Origin of the sequence: Streptomyces sp. NPDC002870 (assembly GCF_042888505.1) — a bacterium.
In the GTDB taxonomy this organism is placed as follows: Bacteria; Actinomycetota; Actinomycetes; order Streptomycetales; family Streptomycetaceae; genus Streptomyces.
The window spans coordinates 140,238-156,519 of the sequence record NZ_JBIAPW010000006.1; the positions used below are offsets into that span (position 1 = coordinate 140,238).

Annotated in this window: 12 protein-coding genes; 4 read left to right on the forward strand and 8 right to left on the reverse strand. The window is 69.4% G+C overall.

Features of this window, described 5'->3' with window-relative positions; all coding sequences use genetic code 11:
- The first annotated feature begins 42 nt into the window (after window positions 1-42).
- Window positions 43-1,269 (forward strand): acyl-CoA dehydrogenase family protein, encoded by a 1,227-nt coding sequence (locus ACFYWY_RS10240; RefSeq protein WP_389182678.1) that lies wholly within the window; start codon window positions 43-45, stop codon window positions 1,267-1,269.
- 88 nt (window positions 1,270-1,357) lie between these two features.
- Here ACFYWY_RS10240 and ACFYWY_RS10245 read toward each other — a convergent pair whose 3' ends face one another.
- The 3 genes from ACFYWY_RS10245 to ACFYWY_RS10255 are packed head-to-tail and all read right to left on the reverse strand — an operon-like array spanning window position 1,358 to window position 5,292.
- Complete coding sequence (locus tag ACFYWY_RS10245) at window positions 1,358-1,846, reverse strand: glutathione peroxidase (protein WP_389182681.1); 489 nt, start codon at window positions 1,844-1,846, stop codon at window positions 1,358-1,360.
- Between the two features lie 31 nt (window positions 1,847-1,877).
- Window positions 1,878-2,753, reverse strand: a complete 876-nt coding sequence (locus tag ACFYWY_RS10250; RefSeq protein ID WP_389182684.1) for an acyl-CoA thioesterase — start codon at window positions 2,751-2,753, stop codon at window positions 1,878-1,880.
- A 25-nt stretch (window positions 2,754-2,778) separates the two neighbouring features.
- Window positions 2,779-5,292 carry a DEAD/DEAH box helicase gene (locus ACFYWY_RS10255; protein WP_389182687.1) on the reverse strand — a complete coding sequence of 838 codons (2,514 nt, stop codon included), beginning with the start codon at window positions 5,290-5,292 and terminating at the stop codon, window positions 2,779-2,781.
- Between the two features lie 122 nt (window positions 5,293-5,414).
- Here ACFYWY_RS10255 and ACFYWY_RS10260 point away from each other — a divergent pair, with 122 nt between their 5' ends.
- Both ACFYWY_RS10260 and ACFYWY_RS10265 read left to right on the forward strand, forming a co-directional pair.
- The gene (locus ACFYWY_RS10260; RefSeq protein WP_389182690.1) at window positions 5,415-6,206 is read left to right on the forward strand and encodes a metal-dependent hydrolase; all 792 of its coding nucleotides are present in this window, start codon (window positions 5,415-5,417) and stop codon (window positions 6,204-6,206) included.
- 479 nt (window positions 6,207-6,685) lie between these two features.
- Complete coding sequence (locus tag ACFYWY_RS10265; protein ID WP_389182693.1) at window positions 6,686-6,937, forward strand: hypothetical protein; 252 nt, start codon at window positions 6,686-6,688, stop codon at window positions 6,935-6,937.
- A 169-nt stretch (window positions 6,938-7,106) separates the two neighbouring features.
- Here the strand turns inward: ACFYWY_RS10265 and ACFYWY_RS10270 are convergent, their stop codons facing one another.
- The 4 genes from ACFYWY_RS10270 to ACFYWY_RS10285 form a co-directional block, all read right to left on the reverse strand.
- Entirely contained in the window at window positions 7,107-8,888 is a 1,782-nt protein-coding gene (locus ACFYWY_RS10270; RefSeq protein ID WP_389182696.1) for an ABC transporter ATP-binding protein, read from the reverse strand.
- A complete protein-coding gene (locus tag ACFYWY_RS10275; RefSeq protein WP_389183091.1) occupies window positions 8,885-10,702 on the reverse strand; it encodes an ABC transporter transmembrane domain-containing protein in 1,818 nt (605 codons plus the stop codon). Before ACFYWY_RS10275 ends, ACFYWY_RS10270 begins: the two co-directional genes overlap by 4 nt.
- Window positions 10,703-10,958: 256 nt before the next feature.
- Complete coding sequence (locus tag ACFYWY_RS10280) at window positions 10,959-12,431, reverse strand: Gfo/Idh/MocA family protein (RefSeq protein ID WP_389182699.1); 1,473 nt, start codon at window positions 12,429-12,431, stop codon at window positions 10,959-10,961.
- Between the two features lie 298 nt (window positions 12,432-12,729).
- The gene (locus ACFYWY_RS10285; protein ID WP_389182702.1) at window positions 12,730-13,191 is read right to left on the reverse strand and encodes a MarR family winged helix-turn-helix transcriptional regulator; all 462 of its coding nucleotides are present in this window, start codon (window positions 13,189-13,191) and stop codon (window positions 12,730-12,732) included.
- A gap of 108 nt (window positions 13,192-13,299) precedes the next feature.
- Here ACFYWY_RS10285 and ACFYWY_RS10290 point away from each other — a divergent pair, with 108 nt between their 5' ends.
- The gene (locus ACFYWY_RS10290; RefSeq protein WP_389182705.1) at window positions 13,300-15,111 is read left to right on the forward strand and encodes an ABC transporter ATP-binding protein; all 1,812 of its coding nucleotides are present in this window, start codon (window positions 13,300-13,302) and stop codon (window positions 15,109-15,111) included.
- Window positions 15,112-15,189: 78 nt separating this feature from the next.
- Here the strand turns inward: ACFYWY_RS10290 and ACFYWY_RS10295 are convergent, their stop codons facing one another.
- Window positions 15,190-16,257, reverse strand: coding sequence for an NAD(P)-binding domain-containing protein (locus tag ACFYWY_RS10295; RefSeq protein WP_389183094.1), 1,068 nt, complete (start codon window positions 16,255-16,257; stop codon window positions 15,190-15,192).
- Window positions 16,258-16,282 lie beyond the last annotated feature (25 nt).

The window sequence follows — 16,282 nt, forward strand, 5'->3', positions numbered from 1 at the left end:
CGCAAGTAACACGCAGGAAGTCGCCGCAGTGCTGGAGGAAACATGGCCGAGTTCACGCTCGAACTCAACGACGACCAGAAGCAGGTCCGCGATTGGCTGAACGGCTTCGCCAAGGACGTGATCCGCCCGGCCGCCGCCGAGTGGGACGAGCGTGAGGAAACCCCCTGGCCGGTGATCCAGGAAGCGGCCAAGGTGGGAATCTACTCCCTCGACTTCTACGCCCAGCAGTTCTTCGACCCGACCGGCCTCGGCATCCCGATGGCGCTGGAGGAGCTCTTCTGGGGCGACGCCGGCATCGCGCTCTCGATCGTCGGCACCGGGCTCGCGGCCGTCGGCGTCCTCGCGAACGGCACCGAGGAGCAGATCGGCACCTGGATCCCCCAGATGTACGGCGACGTGGACGACGTCAAGGTCGCGGCCTTCTGCTCCTCGGAGCCGGACGCCGGCTCCGACGTCGGGGCGATGCGTACCCGCGCGGTATACGACGAGGCCAAGGACGAATGGGTGCTGAACGGCACCAAGACCTGGGCGACCAACGGCGGCATAGCGGGCGTCCATGTCGTGGTCGCCGTCGTCGACCCGGAGCTCGGCTCCAAGGGCCACGCCTCCTTCATCGTCCCGCCGCAGACCCCCGGCCTCTCGCAGGGCCAGAAGTTCAAGAAGCACGGCATCCGCGCGTCCCACACCGCCGAGGTGGTCCTGGAGGATGTCCGCGTCCCCGGGCACTGCCTGCTCGGCGGCAAGGAGAAGCTCGACGAGCGTCTGGCCCGGGCGCATGAGAAGGCCAAGGCGGGCGGCGAGCGTCTGAAGAACGCGGCCATGGCCACCTTCGAGGCGTCCCGCCCGGCCGTCGGCGCGATGGCGGTGGGCACCGCCCGCGCCGCGTACGAAGTCGCCCTCGACTACGCCAGCACCCGCAGCCAGTTCGGCCGCCCGATCATCGACAACCAGGGCATAGCCTTCCAACTGGCCGACATGCGTACCCAGATCGACGCCGCGCGGCTGCTGGTGTGGCGCGCCTCCTGGATGGCGGCGACGGGCAAGCCGTTCACCTCCGCCGAGGGCTCCATGTCCAAGCTGTACGCCTCCGAGGCCGCGAAGAAGGTCACGGCGCAGGCCGTCCAGATCCTGGGCGGCAACGGCTTCACCCGCGAGTACCCGGTGGAGCGCATGCACCGCGACGCCGCTATCTACACGATCTTTGAGGGCACCAGCGAGATCCAGCGCCTGGTGATCGCCAGAACCCTCTCGGGCATGCCGATCCGCTAGTTTCCCGACCTCAAGCGCCGGACGGGCTGGTCATCAAGCCCGTCCGGCGATTGAGAGGACCGCGACCGGGCGCGAACCCGCAGCGAGGTCAGGCGGCGAGCAGCGCCTCGATCGCGGCGACGACCTCCGCGGCCTCGGGCTCCGTGGACGGCCGGATCCGGGCCACGACCTGGCCGTCCTTGCCGATGAGGAACTTCTCGAAGTTCCACTGGACGTCGCCCGCCTCGCCGTCGGCGTCCGCGACCTTCGTCAGCTCCGTGTACAGCGGGTGCCGGTCGGCCCCGTTCACATCCGTCTTCTCCAGCATCGGGAAGGTCACGCCGTAGGTGGCCGAGCAGAAGGACTGGATCTCCTCCGCGCTGCCCGGCTCCTGGCCCGCGAACTGATTGCACGGCACGCCGAGGACGCTGAACCCCTGGTCGCCGTACTGCTTCTGCAGCCGCTCCAGACCGGCGTACTGCGGGGTCAGCCCGCACTTGGAGGCGACGTTCACCAGCAGGACGGCCTTGCCCCGGTAGTCGGCGAGCGAGGCGGGTTCACCGGTGAGCGTGCGCAGCGGGATGTCGTACAGGGTCATGGATATCTCCTCAGTGGCAGGCAGTCGACGTTCATTGTGAACTCCAGGGACGGAAGAGACCTTCCTGCACGACCGATACCAGAAGATTGCCCCCACGGTCGTAGATACGGCCGCGCGCCAGTCCCCGGCCGCCCGTCGCGATCGGCGACTCCTGGTCGTACAGGAACCACTCGTCCGCGCGGAAGGGCCGGTGGAACCACATCGCGTGGTCCAGGGAGGCCATGTCGAAGCCGCGCCTGCCCCACAGCGGCTCCACCGGGATGCGGACGGCATCGAGGAGCGTCATGTCGCTCGCGTATGTCAGCGCGCAGGTGTGCACCAGCGGGTCGTCGCCCAGCGGCCCGACCGCGCGCATCCACACCGCGCTGCGCGGGTCCGCCTCCTTGATCTCCTCCGGGGTCCAGCGCAGCCGCTCGGCATAGCGGATGTCGAAGGGCTGGCGGCGGGCCATCCGCTCCAGCGCCTCGGGCAGCTCGCCCAGATGCTCACGGATCTCCGTGGTGACCGTGGGGAGGGTCTCGGGGTCCGGGAAGTCGAGACGCGGCGGCAGCTGATGCTCGATGCTGCCCTCCTCCGGCCGGTGGAAGGAGGCGGTCAGATTGAAGATGGTCTTGCCCTGCTGCACCGCCGTGACCCGGCGGGTGGTGAACGACCGGCCGTCCCGCACGCGCTCGACCTGGTAGACGATCGGCACCCCGGGGATGCCCGGGCGCAGGAAGTACGCGTGCAGCGAGTGGACCGGGCGCTCGCCGTCGGTGGTGCGGCCGGCCGCGACCAGCGCCTGGCCCGCCACCTGCCCGCCGAAAACCCGTTGCAGGGACTCCTCGGGGCTGCGCCCGCGGAAGATATTGACCTCGATCTGCTCCAGGTCGAGCAGATCGACCAGGCGCTCGGCCGGGTTCGTCATCGGGTGTTCTCCTGTGTTCCCAGTGTCAGAGCCGGCCGACGTCGGTGACGCGCACGACGGCCCGGCCCTCCTCGTCGGAGGCCGCCAGATCGACCTCCGCGCTGATACCCCAGTCATGGTCGTCGTTCGGGTCGGCGAAGATCTGCCGGACCCGCCACAGTCCGTGCTGCGCGTCCTCCTCGATCAAGAGCAGCTTCGGCCCACGCGCGTCCGGCCCGGTGCCCAGGTCCTCGTACTCGTCCCAGTACTTGTCCATCGCCTCGCCCCAGGCCTCCGCGTCCCAGCCGGACTCGGCGTCCAGCTCGCCGAGCGCGCCGACCTGGTCCAGCGCGGCCAGCTCCACCCGGCGGAACATGGCGTTTCGCACGAGCACCCGGAAGGCGCGGGCATTGGCCGTGACCGGCTTGACCTGGTCGGCCTTCTCCTGAGCCTGCTCGGCGGTCTCGATCTCCGGGTTGGCAAGCTGCTCCCACTCGTCCAACAGGCTGGAGTCGACCTGCCGCACCATCTCACCGAGCCAGGCGATCAGGTCCTCGAGATCCTCGGACTTCAGATCGTCCGGGATGGTGTGCTCCAGCGCCTTGTACGCACTCGCGAGATAGCGCAGCACGATGCCCTCGGTGCGGGCGAGCTCGTAGTGGGAGGTGAACTCCGTGAAGGACAGGGCCCGTTCGTACATGTCACGGATGACCGACTTCGGCGAGACCGGGTGGTCACCGACCCACGGATGGCTCTTGCGGTAGACGTCGTACGCGTGCCACAGCAGCTCTTCCAGCGGCTTGGGGTACGAGACCTCCTGGAGCCGCTCCATCCGCTCCTCGTACTCGACGCCGTCCGCCTTCATCGCGCCGATGGCCTCACCGCGCGCCTTGTTCTGCTGGGCGGCGAGGATCTGGCGCGGATCGTCCAGCGTCGACTCGACGACCGACACCATGTCCAGGGCGTACGAAGGCGATTCGGGGTCGAGCAGCTCGAAGGAGGCCAGTGCGAAGGTGGACAGCGGCTGGTTGAGCGCGAAGTCCTGCTGGAGGTCGACGGTCAGCCGGACGATCCGGCCTTCCGCGTCCGGCCCGTCAAGCCGCTCGACGACGCCGCCGTCGAGGAGCGAGCGGTAGATGGCGATCGCCCGGCGGATGTGGCGGAGCTGGTTCTTGCGCGGCTCGTGGTTGTCCTCCAGGAGCCGGCGCATCGCGTCGAAGGCGTTGCCGGGGCGGGCGATGACCGACAGCAGCATGGTGTGTGTGACCCGGAAGCGGGAGGTCAGCGGCTCGGGATCGGAGTCGATGAGCTTGTCGAAGGTGGTGTCCGACCAGGCGACGAAGCCCTCGGGCGCCTTCTTGCGGACGACCTTGCGGCGCTTCTTCGGGTCGTCTCCCGCCTTGCTGAGAGCCTTGTCGTTCTCGATGACATGCTCGGGCGCCTGGGCGGCGACCAGACCGGCCGTGTCGAAGCCGGCCCGGCCCGCGCGGCCGGCGATCTGGTGGAACTCGCGGGCGCGCAGGGTGCGCACACGAGTGCCGTCGTACTTGGTGAGCGCGGTGAACAGCACCGTGCGGATGGGGACGTTGACGCCGACGCCGAGGGTGTCCGTACCGCAGATGACCTTCAACAGGCCTGCCTGGGCCAGCTTTTCGACCAGCCGCCGGTACTTGGGGAGCATGCCGGCGTGATGGACGCCGATCCCGTGCCGTACGAAACGGGAGAGATTCTGGCCGAACTTGGTGGTGAAGCGGAAGCTACCGATCAGCTCGGCGATCTGGTCCTTCTCCTCGCGCGAGCACATATTGATGCTCATCAGCGACTGGGCCCGCTCCACGGCCGCCGCCTGCGTGAAGTGCACGATGTAGACCGGCGCCTGCTTGGTCTCGAGCAGCTCGGTCAGCGTCTCCGTGATCGGGGTGCGCCGGTACTCGTACGAGAGCGGGACCGGGCGGGACGCGGAGCGGACGACGGAGGTGGGACGGCCGGTGCGGCGGGTCAGGTCCCCCTCGAAGCGGGAGACGTCGCCGAGGGTCGCCGACATCAGGATGAACTGCGCCTGCGGCAGTTCGAGCAGCGGGATCTGCCAGGCCCAGCCGCGGTCCGGCTCGGCGTAGAAGTGGAACTCGTCCATCACGACCTGGCCGATGTCGGCGTCCTTGCCGTCGCGCAGGGCGATGGAGGCCAGCACCTCGGCGGTGCAGCAGATGACCGGAGCGTCGGCGTTGACGGACGCGTCGCCCGTCAGCATGCCGACGTTCTCGGTGCCGAAGAGCTTGCAGAGGTCGAAGAACTTCTCGGAGACCAGCGCCTTGATCGGCGCTGTGTAGAACGTGACCTTGTTCTGGGCCAGAGCCGTGAAGTGGGCGCCCGCGGCGACGAGGCTCTTGCCGGAGCCCGTGGGGGTGGAAAGGATCACATTTGCCCCGGAAACCACCTCGATCAGCGCCTCCTCCTGAGCCGGGTAGAGCGTGATGCCCTGGCCTTCGGCCCATGACGAGAAGGCTTCGAAGAGGGCATCGGGGTCGGCATCCGGCGGCAGCTGATCGATAAGGGTCACACCCCCCATCTTGCCTGCCTTCACCTCCGATCAGGGAACCGGACGGCGACGGCAAGATCACGGACGATACGCTGCCCTGTCAACTGGGCTTCACCACAAGAGCAAATGGGGCGGGAACGTAAATGATGGGACCGGCGCACTCTCTGTCCGGGGCGGCTGCCTGGCTGGGGGTGGGCGCGGCGACCGCTGCCGCAGGCCACCCGATGCCGTGGCCGGTCCTCGTCGTCGGAGCGCTGCTCTGCGCGGGCGCGGCGCTGGCGCCGGACCTCGACCACAAGGCGGCGACGATCTCGCGGGCCTTCGGGCCCATCTCGCGCGGACTGTGCGAGGTCGTCGACAAGCTGTCGTACGCGGTCTACAAAGCGACGAAGAAACAGGGCGACAAGCGCAGGACGGGCGGCCACCGCACGCTCACCCACACCTGGCTGTGGGCGGTCCTGATCGGCGCGGGCACCTCCGCGCTGGCGATCACCGGCGGCCGCTGGGCGGTCCTCGTGATCCTCTTCATCCACCTGGTGCTCGCGGTCGAAGGCCTGCTGTGGCGGGCGGCGCGGGTCTCCAGTGACGTACTGGTGTGGCTGCTCGGCGCGACGAGCGCGTGGATCCTGGCCGACATCCTCGACAAGCCGGGCAACGGCGCGGACTGGCTGTTCACCGCCCCCGGCCAGGAGTATCTGTGGCTGGGCCTGCCGATCGTGCTGGGCGCGCTGGTGCACGACATCGGCGACGCGCTGACGGTCTCGGGCTGCCCGATACTGTGGCCGATACCCGTGGGGCGCAAGCGCTGGTACGCGCTGGGGCCGCCCAAGCCGATGCGGTTCAGGGCGGGCAGCTGGGTGGAGCTGAAGGTGCTGATGCCGGCGTTCATGCTGCTCGGGGGAGTGGGCGGCGCGGCGGCCCTCGGATACCTATGAGGGGGGCGCGCCAATGGCGGGGCGCCTCGGCCCGGGCAGGGCGCCAATTGCCTGACGGCGAAAGAAAAATGCGCATGGAGCCGTAGCCGACTCCCTGTGCGCCCGGGGGCATATGCCGCGTTTGACTTCTTTAGGCGCGTATGTCTACGTTGGATGCAAGATTGAATGAAATATTCGTCTTCACGCCTCGCGTGAAGACGGAAAATCTCAATTGACGGATGCCCCGCCCCGGGGTCTGCTGCACTCAGCAGCCCAGGTGGGCCCGATGCCGCGCATTCAGCGCGTGAGTCGGCGATGGCAACTCCTGCCGTTCATGGCGATACATCAGCCATGACGAGGGCAACCCCTGCCATATTCAAGGCCGATGTACCGGACCCTTTCGCGAAACGCATCACTGCCTCACTGGTGTTGACGCCACCGCGGCCGTGCAGGGCTCGGACCCGTCTACGCTTCCGGGAAGGGAAAGCACCATGCGGGTAATGACATCCAAGAGTTTCCGGCTGCTCGCCAGCCTGTTCGCTGCTCTGGCTCTGGCCTTTGGTGGAGCCGGCGTGGCCAGTGCCGCCAGTACGTCCAACTCCGTTTCGTCGAACGGTTGCCACAACTGGGATCGTGACGGCTTCTGCGTCGGCGGCAACTCGGGCCGCTTTGACGACCGGCACCGCGGCTTCGATGACTTTCGTCATTTCCACGACAGTCAATTCTTGCGGGTGTTGATAATCCTGCGATAGTCGCGACGATTGCACGGCAACTCGGGCCGCTTTGACGACAACCGGAGCCGCCACTTCGATCGCAGCAACGACGACAATCGTCGTTACGACGGCAATAGTCGTTGTTGGTCTACTTCTACGGCACTCCCGCGTCGCGACAGCTGCGCGGGACTGCCAGCCGCTTCCGCCCTTACCCGTGCCAGGACCGCCACAGCGCCGCGTACGCGCCCTCGGCCGCGACGAGTTCGTCGTGGCTGCCCAGTTCGCTGATCCGGCCCTCCTCCACCACCGCGATCACATCCGCGTCGTGCGCGGTGTGCAGGCGGTGCGCGATGGCCACCACCGTGCGGCCGTCCAGGACCCTGGAGAGCGAGCGCTCCAGATGGCGGGCCGCGCGCGGGTCGAGCAGTGAGGTCGCCTCGTCCAGGACCAGCGTGTGCGGGTCCGCGAGGACCAGCCGGGCCAGGGCGATCTGCTGGGCCTGGGCCGGGGTGAGGGCGAGGCCGCCCGAGCCGACCTCGGTGTCCAGGCCGTCGTCCAGCGCCCGCGACCAGCTGTCCGCGTCGACCGCTCCGAGCGCGGCCCACAACTCCACGTCCGACGCGCCCGTACGGGCCAGCCGGAGATTGTCGCGCAGGGAGCCCACGAACACGTGGTGCTCCTGGTTGACCAGCGCCACATGCTCACGGACCCGCTCGGCGGGCATCTCGGCCAGCTCCGCGTCCCCGAGCGTGATCCGTCCCGCGCGCGGTGCGTAGATGCCCGCGAGCAGCCGGCCGAGCGTGGACTTGCCGGCGCCCGAGGGACCGACCAGGGCCACCCGGGTGCCCGGTTCGACATTCAGCGTCACCCGGTGCAGCACGTCGACGCCCTCGCGGTAGCCGAAGTGCACCGAGTCGGCGCGAACCTTGCGGCCGACCGGCACCACGCCCGCGTCGCCGGCGTCCGGCTCGAGGTCACGTACGCCGACCAGGCGGGCGATCGACACCTGGGCGATCTGGAGCTCGTCGTACCAGCGCAGGATCAGGTTGACCGGGTCGACCAGCATCTGCGCGAGCAGGGCGCCCGTCGTCAGCTGCCCGACGCTGATCCACCCCTGCAGTACGAAGACGCCGCCGATCAGCAGCACCGAGCAGAGGATCGTCACATGCGTCACGTTGAGGACGGGGAAGAGCACCGACCGTAGATAGAGCGTGTAGCGCTCCCACGCGGTCCACTCCTTGATCCGCTGCTCCGACAGTGCCACCCGGCGTCCGCCGAGGCGGTGCGCCTCCACCGTCCGCCCTGCGTCCACGGTCTCGGCCAGCACGGCGGCGACCGCCGCGTATCCGGCTGCCTCCGAGCGGTACGCGGAGGGCGCCCGCCTGAAGTACCAGCGGCAGCCGATCACCAGAGCCGGGACGGCGACGAGCACCGCGAGCGCCAGCGGCGGCGCGGTCACCGTGAGCGCGCCGATCAGCAGGCCGGCCCACACCACGCCGATCGCCAGCTGCGGCACGGCCTCGCGCATCGCGTTGGCCAGCCGGTCGATGTCGGTGGTGATACGGGAGAGCAGATCGCCCGTACCGGCCCGCTCGAGCACACCGGGCGGCAGCCCGACCGACCGTACGAGGAAGTCCTCGCGCAGGTCGGCCAGCATCTCCTCGCCGAGCATCGCCCCGCGCAGCCGCATCAGCCGCACGAACACGGTCTGCACGACCAGCGCGAGCGCGAACAGCGCGGCGGTGCGCTCCAGATGGAGCTCGCGCGCCCCGTCCGCCAGGTCCTCGACGAGTCCGCCGAGCAGATACGGGCCGACCATCGAGGCGGTCACCGCGACGGCGTTGACGGAGACGAGCAGCACGAAGGCTCTGCGGTGCCGCCGCAGCAGTTCGCTGACGTATGCCCGCACGGTCGCCGGTGTCCCGACGGGCAGGGTCGCCGTCGCCTCCGGGGCCGCCGGGTCGTACGCCGGTGGCGCCACGCCGATCATGCCGACTCCTCGATCTCTTCCAATGCCTTCAGCTCGTCGATGGCGGCAATGCCACCGAGTTGCTCTTCCTCGGTCTCGCGGGTGACGACCGCGCGGTATTCGGCGTTGCCGTGCAGCAGTTCGCGGTGCACGCCGACCGCCGCCACCTCGCCTTCGTGCACGAACACCACCCGGTCCGCACGGTCGAGCAGCAGCGGTGAGGAGGCGAACACGACCGTGGTGCGGCCGGCCCGCAGCTCCCTGACGCCCTGCGCGATCCGCGCCTCCGTGTGCGAGTCCACGGCCGACGTGGGCTCGTCCAGGACCAGCACCTCGGGGTCGGTGACCAAGGAACGGGCCAGCGCGAGCCGCTGGCGCTGCCCGCCGGACAGCGAGCGGCCGCGCTCGGTGATCCGCGTCCGCATCGGGTCACGCGAGTCCTGTTCCGACGCCTGCGCGAGCGCGTCCAGTACGTCACCGCACTGCGCGGCACTCAGCGCCGCCTCGGCACTCACCTCGCCGGAGGCCGGCACGTCCAGCAGCTCCCACAGCGTCCCGGAGAGCAGCACCGGGTCCTTGTCCTGTACGAGGACGCAGGTCCGCGCCCCATCGAGCGGCAGGTCGTCCAGCGCCACCCCGCCCAGCAGGACGGAGGGGCTCTTCTCCTCCTCGGCGGCATGACCGCCGAGCCGCTCGGCGAGCAGCCCGGCCGCGTCCGGGTCGCCGCACACGACGGCGGTGAACCGGCCCGAGGGGGCCAGCAGACCGGTGGCGGGGTCGTAGAGGTCCCCGGTGGGAAGGGCGGCGACGTCGAGGCCGCCTCGATCGCCCTCGTACGTGGTCCGCTCCAGCGACAGCACCCGGGCCGCCCGCATTGCGGAGGGCCGCGAGAAGGAGTACGCCATGGCGATCTCCTCGAAGTGCCGCAGCGGATACATCAGCAGCGTGACCGCGCTGAAGGCGGTGACCAGCTCGCCGACGTCGATCCGGCCGTCGCGGGCGAGCCCCGCGCCGTACCAGACCACCGTGATCAGCAGCAGACCCGGCAGCAGCACCTGGATCGCCGAGATCAGCGCCCACATGCGGGCGCTGCGGACGGCAGCCCTGCGCACCTCCTGGGAGGCCTGGCGGTAGCGGCCGAGGAACAGTTCCTCGCCGCCGATGCCGCGCAGGACCCGAAGGCCCGCGACGGTGTCCGACGCCAGTTCGGTGGCCTTGCCGGCCTTCTCGCGCTGGATGTCGGCGCGCCGGGTGGCCCGCGGGAGCAGCGGCAGTACGGCCAGGGCCAGCACCGGTACGCCGGCGGCGACCACGACGCCCAGTGCCGGCTCGTACAGGACCAGGCCGGCGCAGACCAGGACCACCGTGATGGCGGCCGCGGCGAAGCGCGAGAGCGCCTCCACGAACCAGCCGATCTTCTCGACGTCGCCGGTGGAGACCGCGACCACCTCGCCGGCGGCGACCCGGCGGGTCAGCGCCGAGCCCAGGTCCGCCGTTTTGCGTGCGAGGAGCTGCTGGACGCGTGCCGCGGCGGTGATCCAGTTGGTGACGGCGGTGCGGTGCAGCATCGTGTCACCCAGGGTGATCGCCACGCCGCACAGCACGATGAGCGCGCCTGCGAGCGCGAGGCGACCGCCGGAGCGGTCCACGACCGCCTGCACGGCCTGGCCGACGCCCAGCGGCAGCCCGGCGACACCGCAGAAGTGCAGCAGTCCCCAGGCCAGCGCCTTCAGTTGGCCGCCCAGCTGATTCCGCCCCAGCCACAGCAGGAATCGCGGCCCTGACCTGGCATCGGCCACACCGGGGTCGGGGTAAGGAAGATCGCGAATCTGCATGATGTCCCAGGGCTCGAAATTGCGGCGGAAACCGTGCAAGGTTCGCCTTTCGGAGCCCTCTCCCGCAATCGATTTTTGTGCGGCAGGACACACAACACGCCAAGATCGAACAACTCGCCCTGGCACTTCGGACGCGCCGCACGATTCACTCCGGCCCGGTCACCGCCGTACCGCCCATCGGCGCAAAGGGCGAGTCGGCCAGGCGAGTCGAGGTGGGCGGGGCCCGGCCCGTGCGAGCCGGGCCCCGCCTGCCGCATCAGGCAGTGGGCTTGGCCGAGTCCATGCCGGGGCGGGACCTCTTCCACTCGCCCCGGGTGAAGTCAGGGATCTGCTGCGGTGCGCCCTTGGCCTTGATCGACGCGTGGCTCAGCGGCACGGGGGCCGTCCAGGTCGCCGCGTCGTACACGTCGAAGTCGGGCACGAGACCCAGCCGCATGCACTGCATCAGCCGGAAGACCATGATGTAGTCCATGCCGCCATGGCCGCCGGGCGGGTTGGAGTGCTCCTTCCACAGCCAGTGGTCCCAGTCGGCGTACTTCGCGAAGTCGCCCCACTGGTCGTCGGTGTGGTCGGGCTCGACGTAGATCCGCGCCGGGTAGTCCTCGAAGACACCCTTCGTCCCGCCGAGGCTGTTGATCCGGCTGTAGGGATGGGGGGTCGACACATCGTGTTCCAGGCGGATGACGCGTCCCTTCGCCGTCTGGACCAGGCTGATCGTACGGTCGCTCTCGATGTACGTCTCCTTCCAGCTCGGGTCGCCCGGCGGCATGGTGGCCTTCCGGTACTCGGCAAGACCCAGCGCGGGCGTACCGAAACTGGATATGTGCGTCACACGGTCACCGCGGTTGATGTCCATGTAGTTGGAGACCGGGCCGAAGCCGTGGTTCGGGTAGAGGTCGCCACGCAGCCGGGTGTGCCACAGTCGCCGCCAGGGCCCTTCGTAGTAGTCCTGGTCGAACATCAGGCCGCGCAGATCGTGGTTGTACGCGCCCGCGCCGTGCAGCAGATCGCCGAACTTGCCGGCGTGCGCCATGCGCAGCACCCGCATCTCGTTCTTGCCGTAACAACAGTTCTCCAACTGCATGCAGTGCCGTCGGGTGCGCTCGGAGAGGTCGACCAGCTCCCACAGCTCGTCCAGGCGCATGGCGATCGGACACTCCACGCCGACGTGCTTGCCGTTCAGCATGGCGGCCTTGGCCATCTCGAAGTGGAAGTCCCAGGGCGTGGCCACATAGACGAAGTCGATGTCGCCCCGTTTGCACAGGTTCTCGTAGTCGTCCTCGCCGTTGGTGTAGACGGCCGGCGCGGGCTGACCGGCCTTGACCACCTTGGCGGCTGCGCTCTCGGTCTTGGCCTTCACCGGGTCGCAGAGGGCGACGACCTGGACTCCGGAAAGGGCGAGAAAGAGGTCGATCATGCTGCCGCCGCGGTTGCCGAGGCCGACGATCCCGACGCGTACGGTGCCGCGCCGCTCGAAGGGCACCCCGGCCATCGTGCTGCCCTTGCGGGCGGGCGCTTCGGCGGTCTCCCGTTCGGCCTGCGAGGCTGCCGCCTGCGCCGCCGCACCGGCCGTGCCGCTCTCCGTCGCCGCCGCGGCGCCGGTGCCGAGCGCGCCGAGGCCGAGCCCCGCGCCCGCCACACCGGCCGTGGTCCGCAGGACGGAGCGCCGGCTCAGCCAGCCGTCGTCGCCCTCCGCCATACCGGGGTTCTGCTGTGCTGCGTCGTTCATCGAGCCTCCAGGAGACAAGTCGTTGAGCTGACGTTGCGCGGCTTTACTGCGGCGGGTTCATGAACCTCGGTAAGGACCTTGGTAGTTGGTGCTGCTGATGCGCAAGAGCACTTGTTTGGACTCTTGGTCCGAGCTCATGGACTCTTCTGCGCGACTTCACGGCGGACCTGGCCCGGCGCATGCGGAAGGCCTTCGCGGCCGCGACATGAGTGGCCGGCACGTGAGGGTCGAGAGGAGGGGCGACAGGAGGGGCGACAGGAGGGAGTGCGCCGACTGGGGCGACCTGAAAGTGGCTCGTTCAGCAGCGCGGGCCCGGCGCGTCGACCAGGGTGGACAGCAGCCCCCCGAGCACCTCGCGCTGGTCGGCGGTCAAGGGAGCCAGGATGTCCTCCGCGGCCGCGCGGCGCGCGTCGCGCAGCGCCCTGAGCGTGGCGCGGCCGGTCTCGGTGAGCTCGATCCGGATCACCCTGCGGTTGGTCGGGTCGGGGGCGCGGCGTACGCAGCCACTCGCTTCCAGACCGTCCACCAGGCTCGTCACGGCGCGGGGGACCACCTCCAGGCGGGCGGCGAGATCGGCCATGCGCGGCGGCGCGTCGTAATGCGCGAGGGTGCGCAGCAGCCGGGACTGGGCGGGGGTGATCGCGATGTCGGCCGACTCCAGCTGCCGCTTCTGGCTGCGGTGGAGTCGCCTGGTCAGCCGCAGCAACTGTTCGGCCAGCAGGCCGTCGGGGTCGGGGAGCCCTGAAGATGAGGACAGCATGTGGGAACAATATCAGGACCAGACTCATTGTGAAGTTAGGTAACAATGAGCTATGCTCCCAAAGATCTTCACTGTTTCCATCCCGTCGAACCCTTGTCGAAGGAGCCCATGCGTATCGACGCCGAGTCCAACTGGACACCACCACCACGTGATCCGGAGCAGCCGCCCGCCCAGGTGCCGCGGATCCTCCGGCTCTTCCGTCCCTACCGAGGCCGCCTCGCGGTGGTCGGCCTGCTGGTCGGCGCCGCGTCGCTCGTCTCGGTCGCTTCCCCCTTCATGCTGCGCGAGATCCTTGACACCGCGATCCCGCAGGGCCGCACCGGCCTGCTCAGCCTGCTCGCCCTGGGCATGATCCTCACTGCGGTGATGACGAGCGTCTTCGGCGTGCTCCAGACGCTGATCTCCACCACCGTCGGCCAGCGCGTCATGCACGATCTGCGTACTGCCGTCTATGCCCAGCTGCAGCGGATGCCGCTCGCCTTCTTCACCAGGACCCGCACCGGAGAGGTCCAGTCGCGCATCGCCAATGACATCGGCGGGATGCAGGCGACCGTGACCTCCACCGCGACCTCCCTGGTCTCCAACCTCACGGCGGTGGTCGCCACCGTCGTCGCGATGCTGGCGCTGGACTGGCGGCTCACCGCCGTCTCGCTGCTCCTGTTGCCGCTGTTCGTCTGGATCAGCCGCCGTGTCGGCCGAGAGCGCAAGAAGATCACCACGCAGCGTCAGAAGCAGATGGCCGCCATGGCCGCCACCGTCACCGAGTCGCTCTCCGTCAGCGGCATCCTGCTCGGCCGCACGATGGGCCGCGCCGACTCGCTGACCAAGTCCTTCGCCGAGGAGTCCGAGCGCCTCGTCGACCTCGAAGTGCGCTCCAGCATGGCCGGACGGTGGCGGATGTCCACCATCGGTATCGTCATGGCCGCCATGCCCGCCCTGATCTACTGGGCCGCGGGCTTCGCGCTCCAGTCCGGCGGGCCCCAGATATCGATCGGCACGCTCGTCGCCTTCGTCTCGCTCCAGCAGGGCCTGTTCCGCCCGGCCGTGAGCCTGCTCTCCACCGGAGTGCAGATGCAGACCTCGCTCGCCCTCTTCCAGCGGATCTTCGAGTATCTCGACCTGCCGGTCGACATCACCGAGCCAGAAAAGCCGGTCCGGCTGGAGAAGATCAGCGGCGAAGTGCGGTTCGAGGACGTCGACTTCGCGTACGACGACAAGCAGACGCGGCCGACCCTCGACGGCATCGATGTCACGGTGCCCGCGGGCGGCAGCCTCGCAGTCGTCGGGCCCACCGGCTCAGGCAAGTCCACGCTCAGCTATCTGGTGCCCCGGCTGTACGACGTCACCGGGGGCAGAGTCACCATCGACGGAGTCGACGTACAGGACCTCGACTTCGACACCCTCGCCCGGGCCGTGGGAGTCGTCTCCCAGGAGACGTATCTCTTCCATGCCTCCGTCGCCGAGAATCTGCGCTTCGCCAAGCCGGACGCCACGGCCGCGGAGATAGAGGCGGCCGCGCGCGCCGCTCAGATCCACGACCACATCGCGTCGCTGCCCGATGGCTACGACACTCTGGTCGGCGAGCGCGGCTACCGCTTCTCCGGCGGCGAGAAGCAGCGCCTCGCCATTGCCAGGACGATTCTGCGCGACCCGCCAGTCCTCATCCTCGACGAGGCGACCAGCGCCCTCGACACCCGCACGGAGTACGCGGTGCAGCAGGCGATCGACGCGCTCTCCGCGGGCCGCACCACCATCACCATCGCCCACCGGCTCTCCACCGTCAGGGACGCCGATCAGATCGTGGTCCTCGACGCGGGGCGGATAGCCGAGCGCGGCAGCCACGAGGAGCTGCTCGACCGGGACGGCCGTTATGCCGCTCTGGTGCGCAGGGACGCGCAGTTGGCCCCGGTCGCACCCTGACCGACCCGCATTCGGTCGGGCACGGCATGATCGCCGCCCAGGAGAGCGGTTCGGGGCCTCAGCGGCCGCCGACTGCCCTCACACCAGTGCCTTTTCGTCCTCCAGCAGCCGCATGATCTCGCGGACCGCTGCCCGCCCGGCGCGGTTGGCGCCGATAGTCGAGGCCGAAGGCCCGTATCCCACGAGATGGATGCGTGCGTCCCGTACGGCATGAGTGCCATCGACCCGGATGCCGCCGCCCGGCTCGCGCAGCTTCAGCGGCGCGAGATGGTCGATCGCCGCTCGGAAGCCGGTCGCCCAGAGGATCACATCAGTCTCCACCGTCCGCCCGTCGCCCCAGGCCACTCCCGTCGGCGTGATCCGGTCGAACATCGGCTGCCGGTCCAGCACCCCCGAGTCGAGGGCGCGCCGCACGGCGTCGTTAAGCGGCAGCCCGGTCACCGAAACCACGCTCTGCGGCGGCAGTCCGCGGCGTACGCGATCCTCCACCATGGCCACGGCCGCCCGCCCGAAGTCCTCGTTGAACGGGCCCTCGCGAAAGACGGGCGGCCGCCGTGTCACCCAGGTGGTGTCCGCCGCCACCTCGGCGATCTCCATCAGATGCTGGGTCCCCGAGGCCCCTCCGCCGACCACCACCACGCGCTGTCCGGCGAACTCTTCGGGCCCGGGGTAGTGAACGGTGTGCAACTGCCGTCCCTGGAAGGCATCCTGGCCGGGGTAGCGCGGCCAGAACGGGCGGTCCCAGGTGCCGGTCGCGTTGATCAGCGCCCGCGTCGACCAGGTCCCCTCCGAGGTCTGCACGAGCAGCCGCCCGCCCTCGCCCTCGCGTACCGCGGTGACGTCGACGGGCCGGTGGACGCGCAGATCGAAGCGCTCCTCGTACGCCGAGAAGTACGCAGCGATCACCTCGGAGGAGGGTCGCGCCTCGTCCGCGCCGGTCAGCTCCATGCCCGGCAGCGCGTGCATGCCGTGCACTTTGCCGTACGTCAGTGAGGGCCAGCGGAACTGCCAGGCGCCGCCCGCTCGTGGGGCGTGGTCGAGCACTACGAAGTCGCGGTCCGGAACCAGACCGACGCGCCGCAGATGGTAGGCGCCGGACAGGCCCGCCTGTCCGGCGCCGATGACGACCACATCAACGTCCCGCACCCCGAAGTTGTTCACGCTTCTACCA